Source organism: Bradyrhizobium sp., from assembly GCF_030693485.1.
In the GTDB taxonomy this organism is placed as follows: Bacteria; Pseudomonadota; Alphaproteobacteria; order Rhizobiales; family Xanthobacteraceae; genus Bradyrhizobium.
This window is the reverse complement of sequence record NZ_JAUYAN010000177.1, coordinates 1-21510: the sequence shown is the minus strand read 5'-3', so window position 1 is coordinate 21510 and position 21510 is coordinate 1. Positions and strand designations below refer to the sequence as shown.

Annotated in this window: 25 protein-coding genes and 1 tRNA gene; 13 read left to right on the top strand and 13 right to left on the bottom strand. The window is 63.2% G+C overall.

Going from position 1 to position 21510, the window contains the following annotated elements; translation table 11 throughout:
* Positions 1–277 precede the first annotated feature (277 nt).
* From Q8N40_RS12965 to Q8N40_RS12955, 3 genes are all read left to right on the top strand, one after another.
* Positions 278–2956, top strand: coding sequence for a glycosyltransferase (locus Q8N40_RS12965; RefSeq protein WP_305712100.1), 2679 nt, complete (start codon positions 278–280; stop codon positions 2954–2956).
* A 157-nt stretch (positions 2957–3113) separates the two neighbouring features.
* Positions 3114–3189 (top strand) — tRNA-Lys (locus Q8N40_RS12960).
* A gap of 130 nt (positions 3190–3319) precedes the next feature.
* Positions 3320–4549: a bifunctional 2-polyprenyl-6-hydroxyphenol methylase/3-demethylubiquinol 3-O-methyltransferase UbiG gene (locus Q8N40_RS12955; protein WP_305712099.1), complete on the top strand. Its 1230-nt coding sequence runs from the start codon at positions 3320–3322 to the stop codon at positions 4547–4549.
* A gap of 42 nt (positions 4550–4591) precedes the next feature.
* Here Q8N40_RS12955 and Q8N40_RS12950 read toward each other — a convergent pair whose 3' ends face one another.
* From Q8N40_RS12950 to Q8N40_RS12940, 3 genes are all read right to left on the bottom strand, one after another.
* Positions 4592–4888, bottom strand: coding sequence for an HU family DNA-binding protein (locus tag Q8N40_RS12950; RefSeq protein ID WP_305320951.1), 297 nt, complete (start codon positions 4886–4888; stop codon positions 4592–4594).
* A gap of 620 nt (positions 4889–5508) precedes the next feature.
* Complete coding sequence (locus tag Q8N40_RS12945; RefSeq protein WP_305712098.1) at positions 5509–5691, bottom strand: hypothetical protein; 183 nt, start codon at positions 5689–5691, stop codon at positions 5509–5511.
* Positions 5692–5808: 117 nt separating this feature from the next.
* Positions 5809–6489, bottom strand: coding sequence for a TenA family protein (locus tag Q8N40_RS12940; protein WP_305712097.1), 681 nt, complete (start codon positions 6487–6489; stop codon positions 5809–5811).
* 111 nt (positions 6490–6600) lie between these two features.
* On the opposite strand from Q8N40_RS12940, the gene Q8N40_RS12935 reads away from it, so the two are divergent.
* Complete coding sequence (locus tag Q8N40_RS12935; protein WP_305712096.1) at positions 6601–7602, top strand: DUF808 domain-containing protein; 1002 nt, start codon at positions 6601–6603, stop codon at positions 7600–7602.
* Between the two features lie 21 nt (positions 7603–7623).
* On the opposite strand, the gene Q8N40_RS12930 is transcribed toward Q8N40_RS12935, so the two are convergent.
* The 4 genes from Q8N40_RS12930 to Q8N40_RS12915 all read right to left on the bottom strand — a co-directional run bounded on the left by Q8N40_RS12930 (position 7624) and on the right by Q8N40_RS12915 (position 9983).
* Positions 7624–7881 (bottom strand): hypothetical protein, encoded by a 258-nt coding sequence (locus Q8N40_RS12930; RefSeq protein ID WP_305320947.1) that lies wholly within the window; start codon positions 7879–7881, stop codon positions 7624–7626.
* An 85-nt stretch (positions 7882–7966) separates the two neighbouring features.
* The gene (locus Q8N40_RS12925) at positions 7967–8329 is read right to left on the bottom strand and encodes a hypothetical protein (RefSeq protein WP_305320946.1); all 363 of its coding nucleotides are present in this window, start codon (positions 8327–8329) and stop codon (positions 7967–7969) included.
* 101 nt (positions 8330–8430) lie between these two features.
* On the bottom strand, positions 8431–9477 hold the full coding sequence (locus Q8N40_RS12920) for a glycosyltransferase family 2 protein (protein ID WP_305320945.1): 1047 nt from the start codon (positions 9475–9477) through the stop codon (positions 8431–8433).
* Positions 9474–9983, bottom strand: a complete 510-nt coding sequence (locus tag Q8N40_RS12915) for a dTDP-4-dehydrorhamnose 3,5-epimerase family protein (RefSeq protein ID WP_305320944.1) — start codon at positions 9981–9983, stop codon at positions 9474–9476. Before Q8N40_RS12915 ends, Q8N40_RS12920 begins: the two co-directional genes overlap by 4 nt.
* Before the next feature lie 248 nt (positions 9984–10231).
* On the opposite strand from Q8N40_RS12915, the gene Q8N40_RS12910 reads away from it, so the two are divergent.
* From Q8N40_RS12910 to Q8N40_RS12900, 3 genes are all read left to right on the top strand, one after another.
* Complete coding sequence (locus tag Q8N40_RS12910; RefSeq protein ID WP_305320943.1) at positions 10232–10822, top strand: formyltransferase family protein; 591 nt, start codon at positions 10232–10234, stop codon at positions 10820–10822.
* Positions 10823–10998: 176 nt separating this feature from the next.
* On the top strand, positions 10999–11361 hold the full coding sequence (locus Q8N40_RS12905) for a hypothetical protein (RefSeq protein ID WP_305320942.1): 363 nt from the start codon (positions 10999–11001) through the stop codon (positions 11359–11361).
* Between the two features lie 76 nt (positions 11362–11437).
* Positions 11438–11869, top strand: a complete 432-nt coding sequence (locus tag Q8N40_RS12900; RefSeq protein ID WP_305320941.1) for a hypothetical protein — start codon at positions 11438–11440, stop codon at positions 11867–11869.
* A 20-nt stretch (positions 11870–11889) separates the two neighbouring features.
* On the opposite strand, the gene Q8N40_RS12895 is transcribed toward Q8N40_RS12900, so the two are convergent.
* Positions 11890–12090 carry a hypothetical protein gene (locus Q8N40_RS12895; RefSeq protein WP_305320940.1) on the bottom strand — a complete coding sequence of 67 codons (201 nt, stop codon included), beginning with the start codon at positions 12088–12090 and terminating at the stop codon, positions 11890–11892.
* Between the two features lie 108 nt (positions 12091–12198).
* A complete protein-coding gene (locus Q8N40_RS12890; RefSeq protein WP_305712095.1) occupies positions 12199–12597 on the bottom strand; it encodes a RidA family protein in 399 nt (132 codons plus the stop codon).
* A gap of 198 nt (positions 12598–12795) precedes the next feature.
* Here Q8N40_RS12890 and Q8N40_RS12885 point away from each other — a divergent pair, with 198 nt between their 5' ends.
* Together Q8N40_RS12885 and Q8N40_RS12880 are read left to right on the top strand one after the other, a co-directional pair.
* Entirely contained in the window at positions 12796–13668 is an 873-nt protein-coding gene (locus Q8N40_RS12885; RefSeq protein WP_305320938.1) for a DMT family transporter, read from the top strand.
* Positions 13669–13909: 241 nt separating this feature from the next.
* Positions 13910–15358 carry a caspase family protein gene (locus Q8N40_RS12880; RefSeq protein ID WP_305320937.1) on the top strand — a complete coding sequence of 483 codons (1449 nt, stop codon included), beginning with the start codon at positions 13910–13912 and terminating at the stop codon, positions 15356–15358.
* A gap of 76 nt (positions 15359–15434) precedes the next feature.
* Here the strand turns inward: Q8N40_RS12880 and Q8N40_RS12875 are convergent, their stop codons facing one another.
* A complete protein-coding gene (locus tag Q8N40_RS12875) occupies positions 15435–15674 on the bottom strand; it encodes a BrnA antitoxin family protein (RefSeq protein WP_305319665.1) in 240 nt (79 codons plus the stop codon).
* A 2-nt stretch (positions 15675–15676) separates the two neighbouring features.
* Entirely contained in the window at positions 15677–16654 is a 978-nt protein-coding gene (gene cysK / locus Q8N40_RS12870; RefSeq protein WP_305712094.1) for a cysteine synthase A, read from the bottom strand.
* A gap of 236 nt (positions 16655–16890) precedes the next feature.
* Here cysK and Q8N40_RS12865 point away from each other — a divergent pair, with 236 nt between their 5' ends.
* Entirely contained in the window at positions 16891–17106 is a 216-nt protein-coding gene (locus tag Q8N40_RS12865; protein ID WP_305712093.1) for a hypothetical protein, read from the top strand.
* Between the two features lie 29 nt (positions 17107–17135).
* On the opposite strand, the gene tgt is transcribed toward Q8N40_RS12865, so the two are convergent.
* Positions 17136–18269 (bottom strand): tRNA guanosine(34) transglycosylase Tgt, encoded by a 1134-nt coding sequence (tgt, locus tag Q8N40_RS12860; protein WP_305712092.1) that lies wholly within the window; start codon positions 18267–18269, stop codon positions 17136–17138.
* A gap of 268 nt (positions 18270–18537) precedes the next feature.
* Between tgt and Q8N40_RS12855 the strand changes: the two genes are divergently transcribed.
* The 3 genes from Q8N40_RS12855 (at position 18538) to Q8N40_RS12845 (ending at position 21078) form a co-directional block, all read left to right on the top strand.
* On the top strand, positions 18538–19575 hold the full coding sequence (locus Q8N40_RS12855) for an aspartate-semialdehyde dehydrogenase (RefSeq protein WP_305712091.1): 1038 nt from the start codon (positions 18538–18540) through the stop codon (positions 19573–19575).
* Positions 19576–19660: 85 nt separating this feature from the next.
* On the top strand, positions 19661–20128 hold the full coding sequence (locus Q8N40_RS12850; protein ID WP_305712090.1) for a heme-binding protein: 468 nt from the start codon (positions 19661–19663) through the stop codon (positions 20126–20128).
* Positions 20129–20265: 137 nt separating this feature from the next.
* Positions 20266–21078: a cytochrome P460 family protein gene (locus Q8N40_RS12845; protein ID WP_305712089.1), complete on the top strand. Its 813-nt coding sequence runs from the start codon at positions 20266–20268 to the stop codon at positions 21076–21078.
* Between the two features lie 113 nt (positions 21079–21191).
* Here Q8N40_RS12845 and Q8N40_RS12840 read toward each other — a convergent pair.
* Positions 21192–21510, bottom strand: a 319-nt coding sequence (locus tag Q8N40_RS12840) for an S-adenosylmethionine:tRNA ribosyltransferase-isomerase (protein ID WP_305712088.1), incomplete at its 5' end; no start/stop codon positions are given.

Genomic DNA, 21510 nt, shown 5'->3' with positions numbered 1-21510 from the left:
GGCCACCGCCGGCGCCGCGCCGGCCCCCGCCGCGGCGCAGCCTGCCGCCGCCCCTACTCCGGCGCCTGCAGCGAAGTAACCCTGCAATCGTTCCGGTTTTCCGGAACGATCAGAATATTCACGTCCTGTAAATATTCGCGCCCTCAAAACGCCACGGCGTCATAAGAGTTGTTAAATCGCGTGGCAGAGATATGCTCGGTTTGCCGCTGACTTGGTCGGATCTCGGGGACGGATCCGCTTCCGTGCCATATTGGCCCCCTCATACGGTTTAGTCTCGATGCGCGCCGTGGTCGCCGTTCTCTTGTGTGTGACTGCCGCGCATGCCGCTCTGTGGGGCGTGCTGCGCGAAAAGCAGCAGGCTCCCGATTTCAGGGGCAAACTGCCCAGCGTGTCCTACGCCCCGTTCGAGGGCAGCGGGCATCCCGACGTCGACAACATTCCCAGCGTCGAAAAAATCCGCTCCGACCTCAAAACCCTGGCGCCGCTGACCCGCGCGATCCGGCTCTACTCCTCGACCGGCGGCGTCGAACTGGTGCCGCCGATCGCGGCTGAATTCGGATTGAAGGTCACGGTCGGCGCCTGGATCGACAAGAACACCGAGCGCAACGAGCGCGAAATCCAGGCCGCCATCAGCCTCGCCAAGCGCAACAGCAATGTGAACGGCATCGTCGTCGGCAACGAGACGATCTTTCGCGGCGAGCAGAAGGTCGAAGACCTCGTTGAGCTGATCAAGCAGGTCAAAAAGTCGGTCAATGTCCCTGTAACCACAGGTGAAATCTGGAACATCTGGCGCGACAATCCGGAACTTGCCTCGTCCGTCGACTTCATCGCCGCGCACGTGCTGCCGTATTGGGAAAACTTCACCGACAAACAGGCGGTGGACCAGGCGGTCTATCTCTACGGGCTGCTGCGCGACAAATTTCCGGGCAAGCGGATCGTGATCGCCGAATTCGGCTGGCCGAGCGCCGGTTACAATCTGAAGAACGCCGAGCCCGGCACCTTCGAGCAGGCCGCGGTGCTGCGCAATTTCGTCACCCGGGCCGAAGCCATCGGCATGGACTACAATATCGTCGAGGCGATCGATCAGCCCTGGAAGTTCTTCGAAGGCGGCGTCGGACCCTATTGGGGCATCCTCAACGCCGCCCGCGAACCGAAATTCGCCTGGACCGGACCGATCGTAAACGAGAACTACTGGAAGCTCGCGGCCATCGCCGTGCTGGTCGGCATCCTGCTGTCGCTGCCGATCGTGCGCCTCGCCAGCCCCACGATGTTGCAATCTGCGTTGCTGTCGGCAGCGGCCGCCGGCGTCGGCACGTGGACGGCCACGGTGTTTGCATACTGGGAAGGCCACTACTTCGTGTTCGGCTCCGCCTTCGCGCTGACGCTGGGACTGATCCTGCTGGTTCCCCTGGTGCTGATCGCGATGGCGCGGATCGAGGACATCGCCGCCGTTGCCTTTGGCCACAAGCCGCGCCGGCTGATCGTCAAGGGCGCCGCGCTGGCGCCGGCGACCATCGGCGAGGCCATCACCTTCCCCAAGGTCTCGATCCACATCCCCGCCTATTTCGAGCCGGTCGACATGCTCAAGCAGACGCTCGATGCGGTGGCCAAGCTGGACTATCCGAATTTCGAATGCGTGGTCATCATCAACAACACGCCCGATCCGGAATTCTGGCAGCCAATCCAGGATCACTGCCGCGCGCTGGGCGAGCGCTTCGTGTTCATCAACGCCGAGAAGGTCGAGGGCTTCAAGGCCGGCGCGCTGCGCATCGCCATGGCGCGCACCGCGGTGGACGCCGAGATCATCGGCATCATCGACGCCGACTATGTGGTGCAGCCGGACTGGCTGAAGGACCTGGTGCCGGTATTCGCCGACCCCCGCGTCGGCCTGGTGCAGGCGCCGCAGGACCATCGCGACGGCGACACCTCGCTGATGCACTACATCATGAACGGCGAATATGCCGGCTTCTTCGACATCGGCATGGTCCAGCGCAACGAGTGCAACGCCATCATCGTTCACGGCACCATGTGCCTGATCCGGCGCGCGGCGATGGACATGGCCGGCGGCTGGGCCGGCGACACCATCTGCGAGGACACCGATCTCGGCCTCGGGATCATCGAGCACGGCTGGCTGACGCATTACACCAACCACCGCTACGGCCACGGCCTGCTGCCGGACACCTACGAGGCCTTCAAGAAGCAGCGCCACCGCTGGGCCTATGGCGGCTTCCAGATCGTCAAGAAGCACTGGCGCCGGTTCCTGCCCGGCGCCAGCAGGCTCAGCCCGGATCAGCGCCGCGAATTCGCACTGGGCTGGCTGAACTGGCTCGGCGCCGAAAGCCTCGGCGTGCTGGTGGCGATCCTCAATCTGATCTGGGTGCCGATCGTCGCCTTTGCCGGCATCGCGGTTCCCGACAAGATCCTGACGCTGCCGATCATCGCCGCCTTCGTCGTCTCGCTGATGCATTTCATCGTGCTGTACCGGCTGCGGGTGCCGGTCAAATGGGGCCAGATGCTGGGCGCCATGATCGCCGCGATGTCGGTGCAATGGACCGTCTCGCGCGCGGTCGCCAACGGCCTGATCACCGAACATCTGCCGTTCGCGCGCACTTCCAAGGGCGGCCTGTCCAGGATGTCGATCGAGTTCCAGGCGTTCTGGGAGGCCGTGATCGGAGTGCTGCTGCTGATCGGCGCCGCGGTGTTGATCGTCACCAACAGCCAGAAGGAAGTCCGCGAGATCTACATCTTCGCCGGCGTATTGGTGCTGCAAAGCCTGCCGTTCCTGTCGGCGGTGGCGATCGCAATTCTCGAGAGTTCGCGGATCAACTCGTTCACGTTCTGGCGCAATACCGGTATCCGCAGCGCCGAATTGATCGGGCTGCGCCCGGTGACGATACCGACGGTGCCCGGCAGCCAGCAGCCGGTGGCCTCCGAGGTCCGCCGCGAGGCCAGCTGAGCGAATAATCGGCTGTCCACAGGCCCTCTGCGAGGGGTGAGGAATTGCCGATAAAGGCCCGTATCGGCTCAGAAATCCGCGCCGTCCCCAGCCGGGCCTGCGCGCCCCGTGCCGCTATTGACCCGCACCCGGCCGCCCCCTACACAGCGCGGCAAGTGAGCGCGTAGCTCAGGTGGTAGAGCACGTGACTTTTAATCATGGGGTCGAGGGTTCGAGTCCCTCCGCGCTCACCATGAAATCCTCTCATCAAATGGGCAGTGCCTGGACGATCGCCGCACGGCGCGATGGCCAGTAGTGGACAACGATCGGTCGTTGACAGGCAAACCTCTGTTCTCGCGTCGCTCCAGTCCCTAGAGTTCCGTCATGGCAGACACGATTACCGAGGCGGTCCGCAAGCAGTACGAGGCGTACAGCTATCCGCCGCCGATCGAGGATGCCGCGCAATTCCTGAGGCAATGGGGACCGCTGACGTGTGATCCCGGATTTGCGGGCATCCAGTTGTGGCCGGAGGGGCGGCCCCGGCAGGACCTGCGCATATTATGCGCCGGTTGCGGCTCTTCCCAGGCGGCACTGATCGCCCTCAATAACCCGGACTGTTCTGTCGTCGGTATCGATCTTTCCGAGGCCAGCCTCGCGCATACGAACCGGCTTCGCGATCGACACAGCCTCGGCAACCTCGAACTCCGGCAATTGAGCCTGCTCGACGTGGCCAGGTTGAATCGCGATTTTGACCTGATCGTTTCCACCGGCGTTCTTCATCACCTTCCCGATCCCGACGCCGGACTGAGGGCGCTCGCGGATGTACTCGATGTCAGGGGAAGCATGGCCATCATGCTTTACGGGACGACGGGGCGCGCCGGCGTTTACCTGGTCCAGGATATCTTGCGGCGACTTGGCGCCGGTCCAGATGCCGAGGGCGTCAGGATAGCCCGTGAACTTCTGAAGTCTGTCCCATCGTACCATTATCTGATCTCGACGACCGGCAAACTACCCAATGACCTTACCGACGATGTGGGGGATGCCGGGCTGGTGGACATGCTGCTTCACCCGCAGGATCGAGCCTACTCGGTGCCGGAGATCATGGCGTTTGTCGAAGCGGCCGGGCTCATTTTCTTTGGTTGGAACGACAACGCCCTCTACTGCGCCGATCGGTTTCTCAGCGGAGAGATGCTGGAGAGGGTTTTGGTGCTGCCGGCCGCGGAGCAGTGGGCGATCATCGATAATCTTGCGGCGCTGAACTCCAGGCACGATTTTTTCGTCCGGAAGCCCCAGAGCTCACGCTTCCTGACTCGTTTCGATACAGATGATTGTCTGTCATATGTCCCGCTCATACGCGCCGGCACCAGGCTGGCCGGTGACGCCAACGCATTGATCCTGACGCGCGCCTCGCCTCATGGGGAAGTGACTACCCCGATATCGAGAGCGGAGGCCTTGCTGCTGGAGCGGGCAGACGGAAACAGGAGCCTGTCGGAAATTCTGTCCCACTCCGTGTTCGCGCGGCTTGAGCCCGAGCAACGGACGAGTTTCGCTCGCGACGCCTGCGAGCGCATGTGGCGATCGGGGCATCTGCTGTTTGGCAGACCCAGCTCCTAGCCAGGACGCGAACCGATCGAGCGGCCCGCGCCCCAGCCGTGCTCAAACAGCGTCTTTGGCAACCTTCAGCGGTGATGCCTTGACCGACTTGCTGGCCGGCTTGGCCGCGAACTGCATCGGCTCTTTCGTGAACGGATTGATCCCGCTGCGGGCTTCGGTGGCGGGCTTGTTCACGACCGACATCTTGGCGAATCCGGGAATCACGAACTCACCGGATTCATTCAGTTCCTTGTAGCCGACCGTCGCCATCTGCTCGATAACGGCCTTTACGTCCGCCTTGGCAACCTGCGTTCCCTCTGCAATCGCATCGATCAACTGATTCTTGGTCATCTTCGCCATCGTGAATACCTTTGTGTCTGGGGAGCTCAGAACGATCAACGCGCGGGCTATGCTGGGTGCATAACTCGGTCCAGAACGCGGTAAAACCACGCAGCGGCGCTTCTCGTTCATGCCTGCGGTCATGAAGTTACCGGGCTTTAAACCCATCGAAGGCCAAAACGCAAGGTGCAGATCGGTGCAAGTTCCATGACTTGCGGCAGGGCCGCAGCGTCGGCGTACGGGATGCTGAAATCACTCACGAGCTAGAGCTGCGCCCTCTCGGCATGTTCTGCGGCCTTCCGCCGCGCGAGGCGACGGGAACCTGCGTCGGCCGGGCGGCTTGTTTTGGCGAAGACAAAAGGTCCGAAGATGAAGATGCGTGAGAAAGAAGTTGCCCGGCCTCTGCTCGTTACAGCCGCCGTTGCCGTCATCAGCACCGCGGCCTTCCTTATTGTTGAGTTCGGTCCCTGGCATCGGCAGGCGCCCGATGCAGCAGACAGAGCGTCCACCAGGGCTGCAGCGCAAGCCGCAGGGGCCAAGGTAATTCCGACGCAGCCCAAATTGGCATTCGAACCAACATCGCCCGGGCCCAAACCGATTGAGCCTCCCGTCGTTGTGAACTAGCCTGGGCCATCGATCGGTCAGGCCGACCAGCGATCCTCTTCCCGGATCTGTTCTTCGGCGTTGAGGCGTTCCGCCACCTCCTCCGCGGTCTGCTCGTTGCGCGCCTCCGCAATCGTCTCGCCATCGCTCTTGAGAATTTTCTTTTTCTTGGTTCGAATCGGAAAGTCCTCGGGCTCAAGGGGTTTGTCATCTTCGGACATTAGGCGACTCCCGTCATGTGATTGTCGTGCAACCGGCGATACGAACGCCAGTACCACGAGAGAAAACATCCGAGATTGATGTCGGTTCCTTCCGCCGCCGCAGCGGACCGGCCTGCCCTAATTGGCAGGACCGCCGTCACCCGCGCGCCAGCCCATCTCCCAGAACTCGGCTTCGAGCCGGGTGGCCTCCTTGAAGATCGCGGTCAGGTCTGCCTCCCGGGCCGGCGTGGCGTAGAGATCGGCGAGACAATCCATTTGCATCCGCGCTTTGGCCGCGACCTCCTGGTAGGCTGCGCCGGCGTATTCGGCGATCCAGACGCTATAAGGATTCGACGCAGCGAGCGCGCCGGGGTGCGCCGCAAGCCGGGTCGCAATTTCCGCGTAGCCGATCACACAAGGGGCCAGCGCCACCTTGAGCGCCAGCAGATCGCCGCGCATGCCGGCGTCGAGCACGTAGCGCGTATAGGCCAGCATCTCGACCGCCGGCGGGGCTTGCTCGAGATCAACAGGCGACAACCCCCATTCCGCGCAGAGCTTCACATGCAGGTTCATCTCGGTGTCGATAATGGCCGAGAGGCCGGCCGCCGCTTCGCGCATGTCGGCAAGTCTGGGCGACTTGTAGATCGCGAGCGCATAGGCACGGGCAAACTCGATCAGGAACAGATAGTCCTGAACGAGGTAGCGACGAAACGCCACCTCGGGGAGCGAACCGTCCGCCAGCGCGTTGGTGAAAGGATGTCCGGTGTACGCCCGCCACTCCGCGGATGCCGCGGTCTTCAGTCGTTCGAAAAAACTCATGATCTTGCCGGCTGCCTTTCGAGAAGTGTTTTTGACTCGTTAGCGGGTTATAGCTGAGGCGAGAAACCATGTCCGCCCTCACCGGCCGATACGTGACGAAGGGAATTGTTGATGAGCATCGGACTGATCGCGCTGCTTGACGATATCGCGGCGATTGCGAAGGTGGCGGCGGCCTCCCTTGACGACATCGCCGGCCAGGCGGTCAAGGCGGGGGCCAAGGCAGCGGGTGTCGTGATCGACGATACCGCGGTCACGCCGGGCTATGTGATCGGGTTCGCCGCCAAGCGCGAACTGCCGATCGTGGGCAAGATCGCAGCGGGATCGCTGCGCAACAAGCTGCTGATCCTGCTTCCCGCCGCATTGGCCCTGAGCTACTTCCTGCCTGCGGTGATCACGCCGCTGCTGATGTTTGGCGGCGCCTATCTCTGCTACGAAGGGGTGGAAAAGCTGCTCGAAGCCGTCCTGCCCCACCATGCCCAACAGCACGAGGCCGAGCTCGGCACGGTGGCGCTGAATGCGCAGACCCTGGAGGACGAAAAGGTCGCAAGCGCCATCAAAACCGACTTCATCCTCTCGGCGGAGATCATGGCGATCACGCTGGCGGCAGTTCCCGTTGGCAGCCTCCTGACGCAGGCACTGGTGCTGGCGCTGGTCGGGATCGGGATCACCGTCGCGGTGTATGGCGTGGTCGCACTGATCGTGAAGGCCGACGATTTCGGTTTGGCGCTGGCAAAAAACCATGGCGCGTCGCCGTTTGGCGGCATCGGCCGGGCGCTCGGACGCGGCCTGGTTCGCGGTATGCCCGCCTTCCTGACGTTGCTCAGCGCCGTCGGCACCGCTGCCATGATCTGGGTTGGCGGCGGCATCGTGCTGCATGGCCTGGAGATCTATGGCCCGCCTTCGATCGGACACGCCGTCCACGCCGCCACGGAAGCTGTGGCTCACGCGCTCCCGGCGGCCGCGGGCCTGCTCGGATGGATCGTTCATGCGGCCATATCGGGGGGCATCGGCCTGTTGATCGGCGCGGCATGCATCCCGGTCATTGGATTTTTCGTTGCACCCGCATGGAAGCGGTTGAAGGGATTCCTGCCGGGCGGTGCCAGCGGGAAGTGAACCTCGGCTCCGGTCAGGTTATCAGCCCTGCCCGTCTTCCAGACCATACTCGCGATAGATCGTCAGGGGATCGCGGTCGGGAAACAGCCGGCATTTGGCCTGCGCCAGATGCACGGTGACGGTACCTTGCTGGCAACCGGCGATCAGGAGCTTCCTGATATCCTCCATATGAGGCCGTGGCTGGCTTTCCGGCGGCAGTTGCTCCAGCGCGATCAGTGCAGTGGCGAGCGCTTCCGTGAGCACCCACTCGTCGTGGCCGGTAATTCCCTTTTTTGGCATCGGTACAGCCTCATTCCGGGGGTGCAGCCACCCGCCAACTGCGTCCCTCCGAATGACGCCGAAAGCGCGCGCCTGAACGCGCGGACTACCGCTTATCGAATGGAATCAAATGGTGATATTCCTTCGGCACCTGGCTGCGATAGCGCGCCGGCACCGTACCGCTGTCGATCGATTTATCGATCTCCTGCTGCCGGGTCATCTTTTTCGCGGCCTTCTTTTTCGCAGACTTCGCGGGCTCGGTCGTTTCCGTTTTCGCAGCTGGCACCGTGGCGGTAGCTGCGGCTGGCGGCGTGGTCGCGGCCGGTGGCGGGCTCGCCGGAGCTGTCGCGGCCGGCGCCGCCCCGGTATTCGGCGTGGTCTGCGCCATCCCGATACCGGCCGGCAAGGTCACCAGCGCCATCGTCGCCGCCATCAGGGAAAGTCTCGGCACAAAAGAAAGTATCGGCATAAAAACCTCCAATGCTGCCAGGCCTTCCAGCGTATTCTTGTGGCGCGGCAACAGCAAGCGCACCATCGCGCAACACAGCGTGACCCTCCTGGCCGGATCAGCTATCGGCGATCCGGCGGCAAGACCGGCTTGGCATTCCCGTCCGACAGCTCCGCAGCATAACGGGCACGCAGTGTGGCGGCCGACGGATCGCGCTCGGGCATCGCTTGCAGGCCGCGCGTCTTGCGAAGCCCGTTGATGAAGGTTCCACGTCGAAAACCGAGGTAGAACCTCGGCACCAGTTCGCTCGGCGCCCAACCAAGATGTGCCGCCGCTCGCAGGCCAATCACGGCCACCGATTTCGCAAGGCGCCTCCAATGCGGTCGCTGTGGCGGCGCGCGGCAGCGGTCCAGCAGCAGCAGCCTGAGCTGCAGCGGCCGTTCGAACTGCGGTTCGAAAAAAGCATGTTCCGGCGCATCGGATTTCACATAGGACAGCGGCCGCAGGCCGGAGGACACCAGCAACACGGTCAGATGCGGCATGCAGCTGATGTCGAAGCCGCGATGCCAGATTCGAAACAGCCACTCTTGCGAACTTGTCGCGTAGCAATCGAACGCTGACCGCAACGGTCCGATGGCGCGGACCACGGCGGATTTGACCAGCAGCGTGGAAATCGGCCCCTCGGTAAGCACGGGGTCATAGCGGCCCGCACGCCCCGCTCCGGTCAGGAATGTGCACCACGCATCGTCCTGGCCGGCCGGCGGCACCACCGTGGCGGAACGGGCAACGACGGCATCGGCGCCGCACGCCTCGAGCCATTCGGTCGCCGCGCGCAGATGGTCGGGAAACCAGCAGTCATCCTGATTCAGGAATGCGATGTATTTTCCCCGCGCGCGGGCAATGCCGACATTGTTGGGGCCGGACTGTTCGCCCCAATTCCGGGCAAGGTTGATGTAGCGAATACGCGGGTCGGCGAACGAGGCCACCCGTTCACCGGTCGCCTCGTCGCAACGATCGCCGACAACGATCAGCTCCCAGTCGGAAAATTCCTGCTTCAGGACGCTGCGGATCGCAAAGGCCAGCACCGTCGGCCGGTTGAAAGTCGCTGCCACGATGGAAACCGCCGGCGGCGGTCCGGCGTCCTGCGGCGGAGCCGACGCGTCCGTCACAGCAGGCTCAGCGGGATATGCGGCGTGTCCGGAGGCAACCGCCGGTGATCGGGGCTCTCGTAGCTGTAGGCGCGATCGACAATGTTCAGAATGAGCGATGGGGTCGTCCCCAACACTCTCAATCCATGCCAGACACCCGGCGGCACCACCACCAGCAGCGGCCGCTCTTGGCCGAACACGCGTTGCCAGACCGACCCGAAGGTCGGCGAGGACTTGCGGCCATCGTAAAGCGCCAAACGAATTCGCCCGACGGCGCAGAACAGGCGATCGGTGGTTTGCACATGCGCATGCCAGTCCGTCACCGTTCCCGGATCCAGCAGACTCTGGAACACCTGCCCGACCGCCCGCGCGTCCAGCCCCCATTCAGGGCGCCAGATTTCGGTCAACGTGCCGTGGGTGGTGGTTACCGGACGGATCTCCTTGCAGCTAACGCCCTCGATCCCGGACTGGCCGACAAAATTCCAGTCCCGGTCGACGGTTTGCCGGTCCGCCCTTCCTGATTGCATCCAATCGTCGGTCAGATGAGTTCTCCGTTTTCGCCTGGAAGCTCAACCCTACACCCAAAGGCTCCGCGTGAGAAAACGGCGATCCAGGCACGATGCCTCGGTCCGGCTGCCCCGAGCGCCATCGGCTTTGTCGCCGGGCACGGCCCTCGCTCGCCCTGTTGATAACCCGGTCGGGCCCGCGCCCCCGGCGTGACAGATTGCGGCGACGTGTTATCGACGGGACGCCAGCTCTGGACGGATCAAACACCATGCGGATTACCCTGGTCGGTTCCCGCCATTTCGGCGTGACGACACTGAACATGCTGCGCCAGCACGGCGTCGTGATCGCTGGCGTGGTCGTGGCCGATGCCGAGGACCGGCTTGCCGCCGCTGCCCGCGACGCCGGAATCGCGGTCACCGTGCAGGCTGATCCGAAACTGGTGGTCGCCGGCGAGATCGCGGCCGATACCGATCTGATCGTTACCGCGCACAGTCACGCCCGCATCGGCAGGGACGCGCTGGCGGCGGCAAAACTCGGAGGGATCGGCTACCATCCCTCGCTGCTGCCCCGGCACCGCGGCATCGCGGCGGTCGAATGGACCATCCGGGAGGGCGATCCGATCGCCGGCGGCTCCGTCTACCATCTCGCCGACCGCATGGATGCCGGCGCGATCGCCGCCCAGGAATGGTGCTTCGTCAAGAAGGGCGAAACCGCGCGGGAGTTGTGGGAGCGCGCGCTGGCCCCGCTCGGCCAGAAGCTGCTGGGAGAGGTAATTGAGTACGCTAAAACTCACAAATCGCTGCCGGCCAAGCCGCAGGACGAGCAATTCGCTACCAGCGCGCCGAATCTGCCAAAGTAATATAATACCGGCGGTACAGACTGATTCAGGTCAGATGATCGTTCCCGGCATTGGAACCAAATCGGGCCACAAATGTTTGATTCGGAGGGAACATTTCGTGTTTTCGCGGCGCAGCAAATTTTGAACACATTCTGCCGGGATAAGCCGCGTCATCACATATATCGGGGATATGATTCATGCGCCTCAATCGCATTCGCAACGCGCTTCTTGCCTCCACTTTTACCGCCGCGGGCGCTATCGCGGCTGCCCCCGCCATGGCCGACCGCAATGCCTATGACGGGCTCTGGAGCGTCACCGTGGTGACGAAATCCGGCAGCTGCCAGCCGACCACGAGCTCTACGCTGGTCGTGACGGATGGCAACGTTTCCGCAGGCGGCGCTGCGGTTTCCGGCAAGGTCGGGAAAGAGGGACTTGTACGGGTCTCGATCAATGGTGCATATGCGAACGGTCAGCTCAGCGGGAAGACCGGTTCGGGGAAGTGGAATGGCTCGTCTGCAGGCGTACCGTGCAGTGGTCGTTGGGAAGCGTCGCGGCAGTAGGCACGGTCCCCCAGCCAAAATCTTCGTCAACACGCGACGGCTGACATTCGCAGCCGTCGCGTTTTTGTTTGCCTGTATGACCTGCACCGCGGGCTACGCGGAATCCGGAGCGTTCGCCGGGCTGGCCGGCAACTGGTCGGGTGGCGGCACCATCACGCTGGACGACGGGTCCACCGAGCGGGTGCGATGCCGCGCCACCTACGCCGTCCGCGCTGACGGCAACGCCATCAACCAGACCCTTACCTGCGCCAGCGACAGCTTCAAATTCAATCTCGCGAGCAACGTCATCGCGCATGGCGCGGCGCTCTCCGGGACCTGGAGCGAAAGCATTCGCAACGCCGGCGGCAACCTCGAAGGTCGCGGCGGCGGCGGCAGTTTTCAGGTGATTGCGAGCGGCCCCGGATTCACCGCGAACATCTCGTTGACGACGCGCGGGAACAAGCAATCCGTCGTCATCAGATCCGAAGGCGCATTCCGAGTCACATCAATTTCGCTGACCCGCTCCTGACGCGCCCTCGCCGCGATCGGCTAGCTGGTCTTGGGCCTGGCCAACCGGTTGGCGGTTTCCGTCATGGTCTTGGCGACCAACAAGGCCTGCTCCTTGTTGAGCGCAAAATCCTGAACGCCCCTCTGCGTGGTCAGCGACAGCACCATGATATCGGGCTGCTCCTCCGGCCAGCCGGTGGCGAACGCGGTCACAAAATCTGCGGAGGTGGATCGTGTTGTCATCGTGAAATTGCTCCCAGGCGTTTTCGAGCGAAGTGGGCAGCGGTTCGCGTAAAGAAAACGCGTTAAAACAGTAGTTTAGAGCCCGGTTCTTATAAATCGGATCGGGATCTAGGCGTTCGGAACGAAGGCGGTGACTTCGAGTTCGACCTTGGCGCGGGTATCGACCAGACCTGAAATGTAGAGCAGCGTCGAGGGCGGGAAGTTGCGCCCGAGCGTCCCCTTCCAGGCGGCGCCGATGCCGGCGGCCGCGGCCTGGTATTCCTCACGGCTGGTCAGGTACCAGGTCAGCCGGACGATATGCTCAGGGCCGGCGCCGGCCTCGCCGAGCAGTTTGATGATACGGCGCAGCGCGGTACCGGTTTGCTCGGCCATATCGGGCGCGTAGTCGCCCTTTTCGTCGCCGCCGGTCTGTCCGGCCAGCACGATCCAGCGGCCTGGACCAGCGACCGCGACGCCATGCGAAAAGCCGCGTGGCTTTGACCATTCGGACGGTTGCAAGGTGAGCATGTCTGGTTCCTCCGGAAGTGATTTCCGCAGTTCCTTAGCATTGATCGCGCGGGCTCTCCCACCCCGAATTTCGGCGGGGCGCAGCACTGCCCCGGCATATTTGCGCGTTGCAAATCGGATCGGGGTCGCCGATACCGGCCTGCCCTCATCGTATCTACGCGCAACTCCCGGCGCGGCAGGCCTGGCACTCAGCTCAAGATGGACCGAACACCTTCCATACCGATGGCCGCGCTGTGGATGGCGGGCTGGCTCGCCCTGATGCTGATCATAACGGTGGCCGGCCGCGAGACCACGCGCGAACTGAACGTCTTCCAGATCATGGAAGTGCGCTCGATCCTCGGCTTCTGCATGCTGTATCCGCTGATCCACATCAACGGCGGCTTCGCGGCGATGAAGACCGCGCGACCGCTGCAGCATGTCTCGCGCAATCTCATTCACTATGGCGCGCAGCTCGGCTGGTTCTTCGCGCTGACCCTGATTCCGCTCGGTCAGGTGGTATCGATCGAATTCACCATGCCGATCTGGACCGCGATCCTGGCCGCGGCCTTTCTCGGCGAACGCATGACGGTGTGGAAGATTGCGGCCATCGTGCTCGGGATCATCGGCGTCATCGTCATCGTTCGTCCCTCGACCGGCGAGGTCAATCCGGGCCAGCTGATCGCGCTGGCTGCCGCGGTCGGGTTCGGCATCTCCATCGCCATGGTGAAGTCGCTGACCCGCACCGAAAATACCCTGACGATCATCTTCTGGATGCTTGTGGTGCAGTCGGTCGCCGGATTTTTCCCAGCGATCCATGTCTGGGTGTGGCCGTCGACCTGGGCCTGGGGCTGGATCGTCGTGATCGCATTCTGCGGCACGTTTTCCCATTACTGCATGGCGCGTGCGATGCTGTATGCCGATGCGACGGTGGTGATCCCGATGGACTTCCTTCGGGTTCCCCTGAGCGCCGCGGCCGGCTGGCTGATCTATTCGGAGCGGCTGGACATGTTCACCGTGCTCGGCGCGGCACTGATTCTCACCGGCAATCTGTTGAACCTCAAGACGGCGGCTCCGGCGCGGGCTCAAGCCTGACCGGCAGACGAGGCCGGCCAATTCTGGTGACCGATTTGCCTGGGCCGTCTTTCCCGGCGTATTCGCGCTCGACTGTGATCTAGATCACGCAATATGGCCCGCCTGCGTATTATTGTGGCCAACGACGTGGGTAACACAATTCAGACAACAGCCTGATTTTCGACACGATGCGTGGCTTTTTCGTGTAGTCTGTTGCAAAGCGTTGCTCCCATAGTCGCGCGATTCCACCGGGGGATTTCGAATGCGCTACCTCACCATATTTCTTTCCCTGATTTGCATGGCGTTTACGGCCCATTCGGCCAAGGCCGAGAGGCGTGTTGCCTTTGTCGTCGGCAACGGCGCCTACAAGAATGTTCAGCCGCTCCCAAACCCCTCGATCGACGCCAAGTCGATGGCGGGCGTGCTTCGCAATGTGGGATTCGAAGTAGTCGAAGGCACCAACCTCACCCGCGATAAAATGACCGAGCGGCTGCTTGAGTTCGGCAAGAAGGCGCAAGGCGCCGACGTCGCGGTGTTCTTCTATGCCGGCCACGGCATCGCCATCGGCGGCGTAAACTATCTGTTGCCGATCGACGCCGACATCAAATCGGAAATGGACGTCAAGCTCGGCGCCGCCATCAACATCGATCTGACGCTCGACCAGACCATGGGCGACGCCAAGGTCAAGCTGGTGTTCCTCGATGCCTGCCGCGACAATCCGTTTGCCGCCAAGATCAAGGCCAATGCCGGGGCGACCCGCAGCGTGTCGGTGCAAACCGGCCTAGCGGAAATGAAGTCCGGCGAAGGCACCCTGATCGCCTTCGCCACCGGTCCCGGGCAAACCGCGCTCGACGGCAAGGAAGGCGCCAACAGCCCGTTCACGCGCGCGCTGATGGCCAACATCGCGACCCCCGGCATGGAGATCCAGCAGGCGATGACCAAGGTCCGCGCCCAGGTCAACGAGGAGACCAACAAGGGCCAGTTGCCCTGGGGTCATACCAACCTGATCGGCACGGTCTATCTCAACCAGGCCGCCGCTCCTGCCGCCACTGCCGCGGCGCCTTCGCAGACCGGCCCGGTTATGGCGACGGCGTCCCAGGGTTCGGAGGTCGAGGTCGAATTCTGGCGGTCGGTCAAGGAATCCAACAAGCCCGAAGAACTCAATGCCTATCTGGCCACCTATCCGAACGGCCAGTTCCGCTCGCTGGCGCAGGCCCGGATCGCCTCGCTGCAGGATGGCGCTTCTGCCAACGCGACCCGCAACCTCACCGCCGGGATTGATCCCAAGACATTTGATGCGGAAGCCAACCAGACCACGGAAGACCAGATCGGCCTCGACAAGGGCCAGCGCCGCGACGTGCAGCGCCGGCTCAACGGCCTTGGTTTCGACACCAAGGTGACCGGCGAGTTCAACCCGGCGACGCGCGCGGTAATCACACGCTGGCAGGCCGCACGCGGCTATCCCAAGAGCGGCTATCTCAACAAGTTCCAGCACAAGGCGCTGTTGACGGAAATCGTCGCGATCACGCCAACTGCCTCGAGGGACGACGGGGAAGAGAAGAAGCCGGCGCGCCGTGCGCAGCAACAGCAACAGCAACGCAGCAGCGGTGGCGGCGGTGGCGGCGGTGGCGGTTCTCGTGGCGGCGATCCCGGTGCAGCCTTTGTCGGCGGCGTGGTCGGCGGCATGTTGGGCGGTGCGTTCCGGCGCTGATCGTCCGGTCCGCCGATATCGAATCCAACAAAAAGCCCGGCTTGCGCCGGGCTTTTTCAATTCTCGATGCCGCCGCCTATTTGCCCGCCGCCTTGCGCAAGGCGTCATTGATCCGGTCCTGCCAGCCGGGGCCGCCTTCCTGGAAGTGTTCGAGCACGTCCTGATCGATCCGCAGTGAAACCAGTTCCTTCACACCGGGAATCGCTGTCGGTTTCGGCGGTGCCTCGACGAGTTTTGTAGTTGTCTTCTTGAACGCCGCTTCCGCTTCGGTGCGGGCATCGTTCAGGGTTCGCGGCCGTCGCGGCTGATCCGCCATCGCTAGATTCCCTCGAACAGCACGGTCGACAGATAACGCTCCGAGAACGACGGCACGATCGCCACGATGATCTTGCCCGCGGCCTCCGGCCGCTTGCCGATCTGCAGCGCCGCCGCGATCGCCGCTCCCGATGAAATGCCGCCGGGAATGCCCTCGCTGCGCGCCAGCGCGCGCGAGGTTTCGATCGCAATCGGGCCGCTGATCCTGACGATCTCGTCGATCACCGAGCGGTCGAGGATATCGGGAATGAAACCGGCGCCGATGCCCTGGATCTTGTGCGGGGTATGCTGGCCGCCTGACAGCACCGGGCTTTCCTCGGGCTCCACGGCCACGATCCGCAAGCCGGGCTTGCGGGGCTTGAGCACCTGCCCGACGCCGGTGATGGTGCCGCCGGTGCCTACGCCGGCAACGAAGTAATCGATATTGCCGCCGGTATCGTTCCAGATTTCCTCCGCCGTGGTGCGGCGGTGAATTTCGGGGTTGGCGAGGTTTTTGAACTGCTGCGGCATCACCGCATTGGGCGTGGTGCGCACCAGTTCCTCCGCGGTCGCGATCGAGCCCTTCATGCCTTGCGCCGCGGGCGTCAGCACGATCTCGGCGCCGAGGAAGGCCAGCATCTTGCGCCGTTCGATCGACATCGATTCCGGCATCACCAGCTTCAGCCGGTAGCCGCGCGACGCCGCCACGAAGGCGAGCGCGATCCCGGTATTCCCGGACGTCGGCTCGATCAGCACGGTATCGGCATTGATCAGGCCGGCCTTCTCCATGGCGATGATCATCGCCGCCCCGATCCGGTCCTTCACGCTGGCGGCGGGGTTGAAATATTCCAGCTTGGCCAGGATGGTCGCGCTGACCCCATGCGCTTGCGGCAGTTTGCGCAGGCGGACGATCGGCGTGTCGCCGACCGCGTCGACGATGGAGTCGAAAACACGGCCCCGACCGGGACGGTGCACTGCACTCGGGGGTGACGGCGCGTCCATAAGCAAGCTCCTGTGGCGGCAATGCGATGCAATTTTGAAGGTCTTCCATCATTAGGGACAGGTTGTGGCAACGCGCAAGCTGGAATCCTGGCGTTGAAATTCGCTGCAATGCAAAATCGGAAAGTTGCCAAATAACGCGAAACGAACGCATTTGTGTTGCGACAACGTCAAACAAATCGGTGTATGCTAAAGGCGAAGTCCAGATCGCATGAGGTTCAGATCGCCAGGAGGTCACGATGCCAGCAGCCGCTGAAGTCATGTCGACCGTCGCGTGCAACCCCAGCCCCCGTGGGTGTCATCTGCCGACCTGCCCTGTCTGCGCCGACTCCATGGTAGCGGCGGAAGGCTCCGCCTATTTGTCGGAAGACGTCATCAGTTACCTCTGGACCTGCGATACCTGCGGCTACGGGTTCGTGACCAAACATTCGGTCAAGCGGTTCGTCTGTAACTGAGCATCCGCCCAACCCGGGATTTCGGCTTTTCAGCGCGGTTCGATGTCGCCGCGCGCCCAGTCGGCGCGGGTGCGTGCACGAAAATCCGCAAACGTCCCTTTCGAGACCGCATCGCGGATACCGTGCATCAAATACTGGTAATAGGCGATATTGATTTCGGACAGCAGCATCGCCCCCAACGTCTCGCCCGACTTCACGAGATGGTGCAGGTAGGCGCGCGCGCAATCGCGCGTCGACGGCCACGCGCTGGCCTCGTCCAGCGGCCGCGGATCGTCGGCGTGGCGGGCATTCTTCAAATTGATCTGGCCGAACCGCGTGAACGCCATGCCGTGGCGCCCGTTGCGGGTCGGCATCACGCAATCGAACATGTCGATGCCGCGCGCCACCGCCTCCAGCATGTCCTCGGGCGTACCGACGCCCATCAGGTATCTCGGACGGTCGATGGGGAGGATCGGCGCCACCTCCTCGATCATGGCCAGCATCACCGCCTGCGGCTCACCGACCGCGAGGCCGCCGATCGCGTAGCCGTGAAAGCCGATCTCGACGAGCCCTCGGGCGCTGGCGTGCCGCAGTTCGGGCACGTCGCCGCCCTGCGCGATACCGAACAGCATGTAGCCGGAAGGCGCGGTTTCGAACGCGCGCTTGCTGCGCTCGGCCCAGCGCAGCGAGAGAAGCATCGCACGCTCGATATCGGCGCGCTCCGCCGGCAGCCGGATGCATTCGTCCATCTGCATGGCGATATCTGAGCCGAGCAGCCGCTGCACCTCGATCGAGCGTTCCGGCGACAACTCGATCTTGGTCCCGTCAATATGCGAGCGGAAGGTCACGGCGTGTTCCGTGACCTTGCGCAGCTCGGACAATGACATCACCTGGAAGCCGCCGGAGTCCGTCAACATCGGGCCGTTCCAGCCCGTAAAGCGTTGCAGGCCACCGAGCGCGGCGATGCGCTCGGCGCCCGGCCGCAGCATCAGATGATAGGTATTGCCGAGCACGATATCGGCGCCGGCATCGCGCACCTCGCGCCAGTGCATACCCTTCATCGCGCCCGCGGTGCCGACGGGCATGAAGGCCGGCGTGCGCACCACGCCATGCGGCGTCGCCAGCCGCCCGGTGCGCGCGGCGCCGTCGGTGGCGATCAGATCGAAGTGATTGGGCAGGCTCATGGATCAGCTTATCGCGCGACAAGGGCATCCGGTTCAACGGCGTTGCATCACAATATTTTCGGTCCAGAACCCGTTGACGCCGGCAACATTCTCCCGCATAAGCCCGCGCCATGACCTCGAACACCAAACGCACCACGAAAACCACCAAGCCCTGCCGGGCTTCGGGAGATTTGCGCGCGTAGTTGGACGACCCGCATCATCTGATCCGAAGCCCCGCCTGAAAAGGTCCGGGGCTTTTTTATTGCCTCGGACGATCCGGCTCGAATAAATGGAGACCAAAGTGACGAACGATCCCGTTGTTGCCATTGCCGGCGTGACCGGCGCCGTCGGAGCCGAATTCATCGCCACCATGGACCGGCGCGGCTTTCGCGTCGGAAAGCTCAAGGCGCTGGCGAGCGCCCGCTCGGCCGGCAACACCCTCGACTTCCGCGGCCAGCGGATCGTGATCGAGGAACTCACCGAGCAGTCCTTTGCCGGCGTCGACATCGCGCTGTTTTCAGCCGGCGGCGACATTTCCAGGCGGTTCGCACCCATCGCGGTGAAGGCCGGCGCTGTCGTGGTCGACAACTCCTCGGCCTTCCGCATGGATCCCCACGTGCCGCTGGTGATCCCCGAGATCAACGCCGGCAGGATCAGGGATCACAAGGGCATCATCGCCAATCCGAACTGTGCGGCGATTACCGCGCTGGTGCCGCTGTGGCCGATCCACAAGGCCAACCGCATCAGGCGCCTGATCCTGTCGACCTATCAGGCGGCCAGTGGCGGCGGTGCAGCCGCCATGGAGGAACTGGCTGAATCAACCCGCGCCAGCCTCAACGGCGAGACGCATGAACCAAAGGTGCTGCCGCACCCCTATGCCTTCAACCTGTTCAGCCACAACACGCCGATCGATCCCGCCACCGGTTACAACGAGGAAGAGACCAAGGTCATTCAGGAAACGCGGAAGATCTTTGAGGACGAGCGGATTGCCGTTGGCGTCACCTGCGTGCGGGTGCCGGTGTTGCGCGCGCATTGCGAGGCGATCACCTTCGAATGCGAACGCCCGATCACGGAGGCCGAGGTGCGCGAGATCCTGTCGGGCGCGCCCGGTGTGAAGATCGTGGACGACCGCGTAAGAAACTACTTCCCGATGCCGATCGACGCCTCGGGCCAGGATGACGTGCTGGTCGGCCGCATCCGCCGGGATACCAGCGATCCCTCCGGCCATTCGATCTCGATGTTCGTGGCGGCGGACCAGTTGCTGAAGGGTGCCGCCCTGAATGCGATCCAGATTGCGGAGTTGCTACCGCAGCGCGTCATGGCCTGAGTTGAAACGCCCCTTTTTAGGGCGTGAACTCATGAACCGTTCCGGTATACTTCCCCGCACGATAAACCCTGGGGAGGAATAAAAAATGAGGACCATTCTGGCCGGCGTCGTACTCGCGGCACTTACCATTGGCGCGTCCGCTCAGGACAAGCGCCCCGACTACGGCACGGCGGTTAATGTCGCAGGCGCCAAGAAGATCGCAGCCGGCGTCGTCGCCGAATGCCAGAAGAACGGCTGGAACGTGGCTGTCGCCGTGGTCGATAATCACGGCTTCCTGGTGTATTTCGAACGCATGGACAACACACAAACAGCCAGCGTGGAGATCGCCGTCGGCAAGGCCAGGGCTGCCGCAACCTACCGGCGCCCGACGCGCGCTTTTGCGGATGTGATCAACAAGGGCGGGGTAGCCACGGCCACCCTGCCCGGGGTGTTCGCCTCGCCCGGCGGATTACCGATCATGGTCGATGGCAAAGTCACCGGCGGCGTGGGCGTCAGCGGCGTCACCGGCGACCAGGACGAGCAATGCTCCAAGGCCGGCCTCGGAGCTACCTGAAACTGTTTTTTGTGTTCAGCGTAACTATTTCCTGCGCTCAACGTACAAGAGTCGGCACGGTTCTGTTGTAGCCGTGCCGGCGCCTTGACTGACGCCGGCACGCAAAGGCGCTATGAAACCATAACGTGGGGGGCTCGATGACCAATTCCAGACTTGCGGTAACAGCTGCTGCGTTCGGCCTGGCGTCCGGGCTGACGCTCGGCGGCCTGTCTGCCTTCGCCGGCGGCGACAAGGTGGTGTTTCCCGAAAACTGGGACAAGGGCGTTCTTTACAGCACGGTCGACCGCTACGACGTAAAGCAATATCGCGAATTGTGGTCGACGGCCGCTGCGGTCGAGGCCGCGCGCAAGGGTGAGCCGATCCCGAGCGGCACGGTGCTCACGCTGGTGCAATACAAGGCGCAGCTTGACGCCGCCGGTACTCCCACCAAGGACGACAAGGGCCGTTTCATCAAGGGTGATCTGATCGCCTATACCGTGATGGAAAAGCGCACCGGCTGGGGCGCCGAATATCCCGCGGACCTTCGCAACGGCGAATGGGAGTATCAGGCTTTCGGCGCCGACAAGAAGGTCAATGAAAAGGCCAATCTCACCGCGTGCTTCCAGTGTCACAAGCCGCATGAGGCGCAGGATTTCGTGATCTCGCTCGCGGGTCTCAAGGGCACGGTGCCGGGACAAATGGCCGCCGCTCCGCCGCCGGGCCCCGGCGTCGTGAGCATTGCGAATTTCCTGTTCGGTCCCGAAAGCGTGACGGTCGCAGCCAACGCGCCGATCACCTGGCACAATACCGACGGCTCGCCGCATCAGGTCACCATCCGCGGCGCCAAGGTCCAGCGCAGCTCGGTCATCCTCAAGGGACAGACCGCACAACTCAGCATCGCCGACCCCGGCAGCTACGAATATATCTGCGGCCTGCATCCGCAGATGAAGGGCAAGATCGAAGTGAAGTAGCCGGCTGTCGCGCGGCGCCGGCATGGGGTGGGCAAAGGCGCTTTTCGCGTCGTGCCCACCCTTCTATCGGGCGAAAGTAAAATGGTGGGCAAGCTCCGCGTTGTTGACCCGCATCATTTGCGAAACAAGAGACACGCGTCGCCATACGAATAAAACCGATAGCCGCTTTTGATTGCGTGCGCATAAGCCCGCTGCATGGCATCGAGCCCCGAAAACGCCGACACCAGCATGAACAGCGTCGAGCGCGGCAGATGAAAATTGGTCAAGAGAATATCGACCGCGCGAAAACGATAGCCCGGCGTGATGAAGATCGCGGTGTCGGCGCTGAACGGCTGGATCGAGCCATCCTCCGCCGCCGCACTTTCCAGTAACCGCAGCGAAGTTGTACCGACCGCGACGATGCGGCCGCCCTTGGCCCGGGCCGCATTCAGC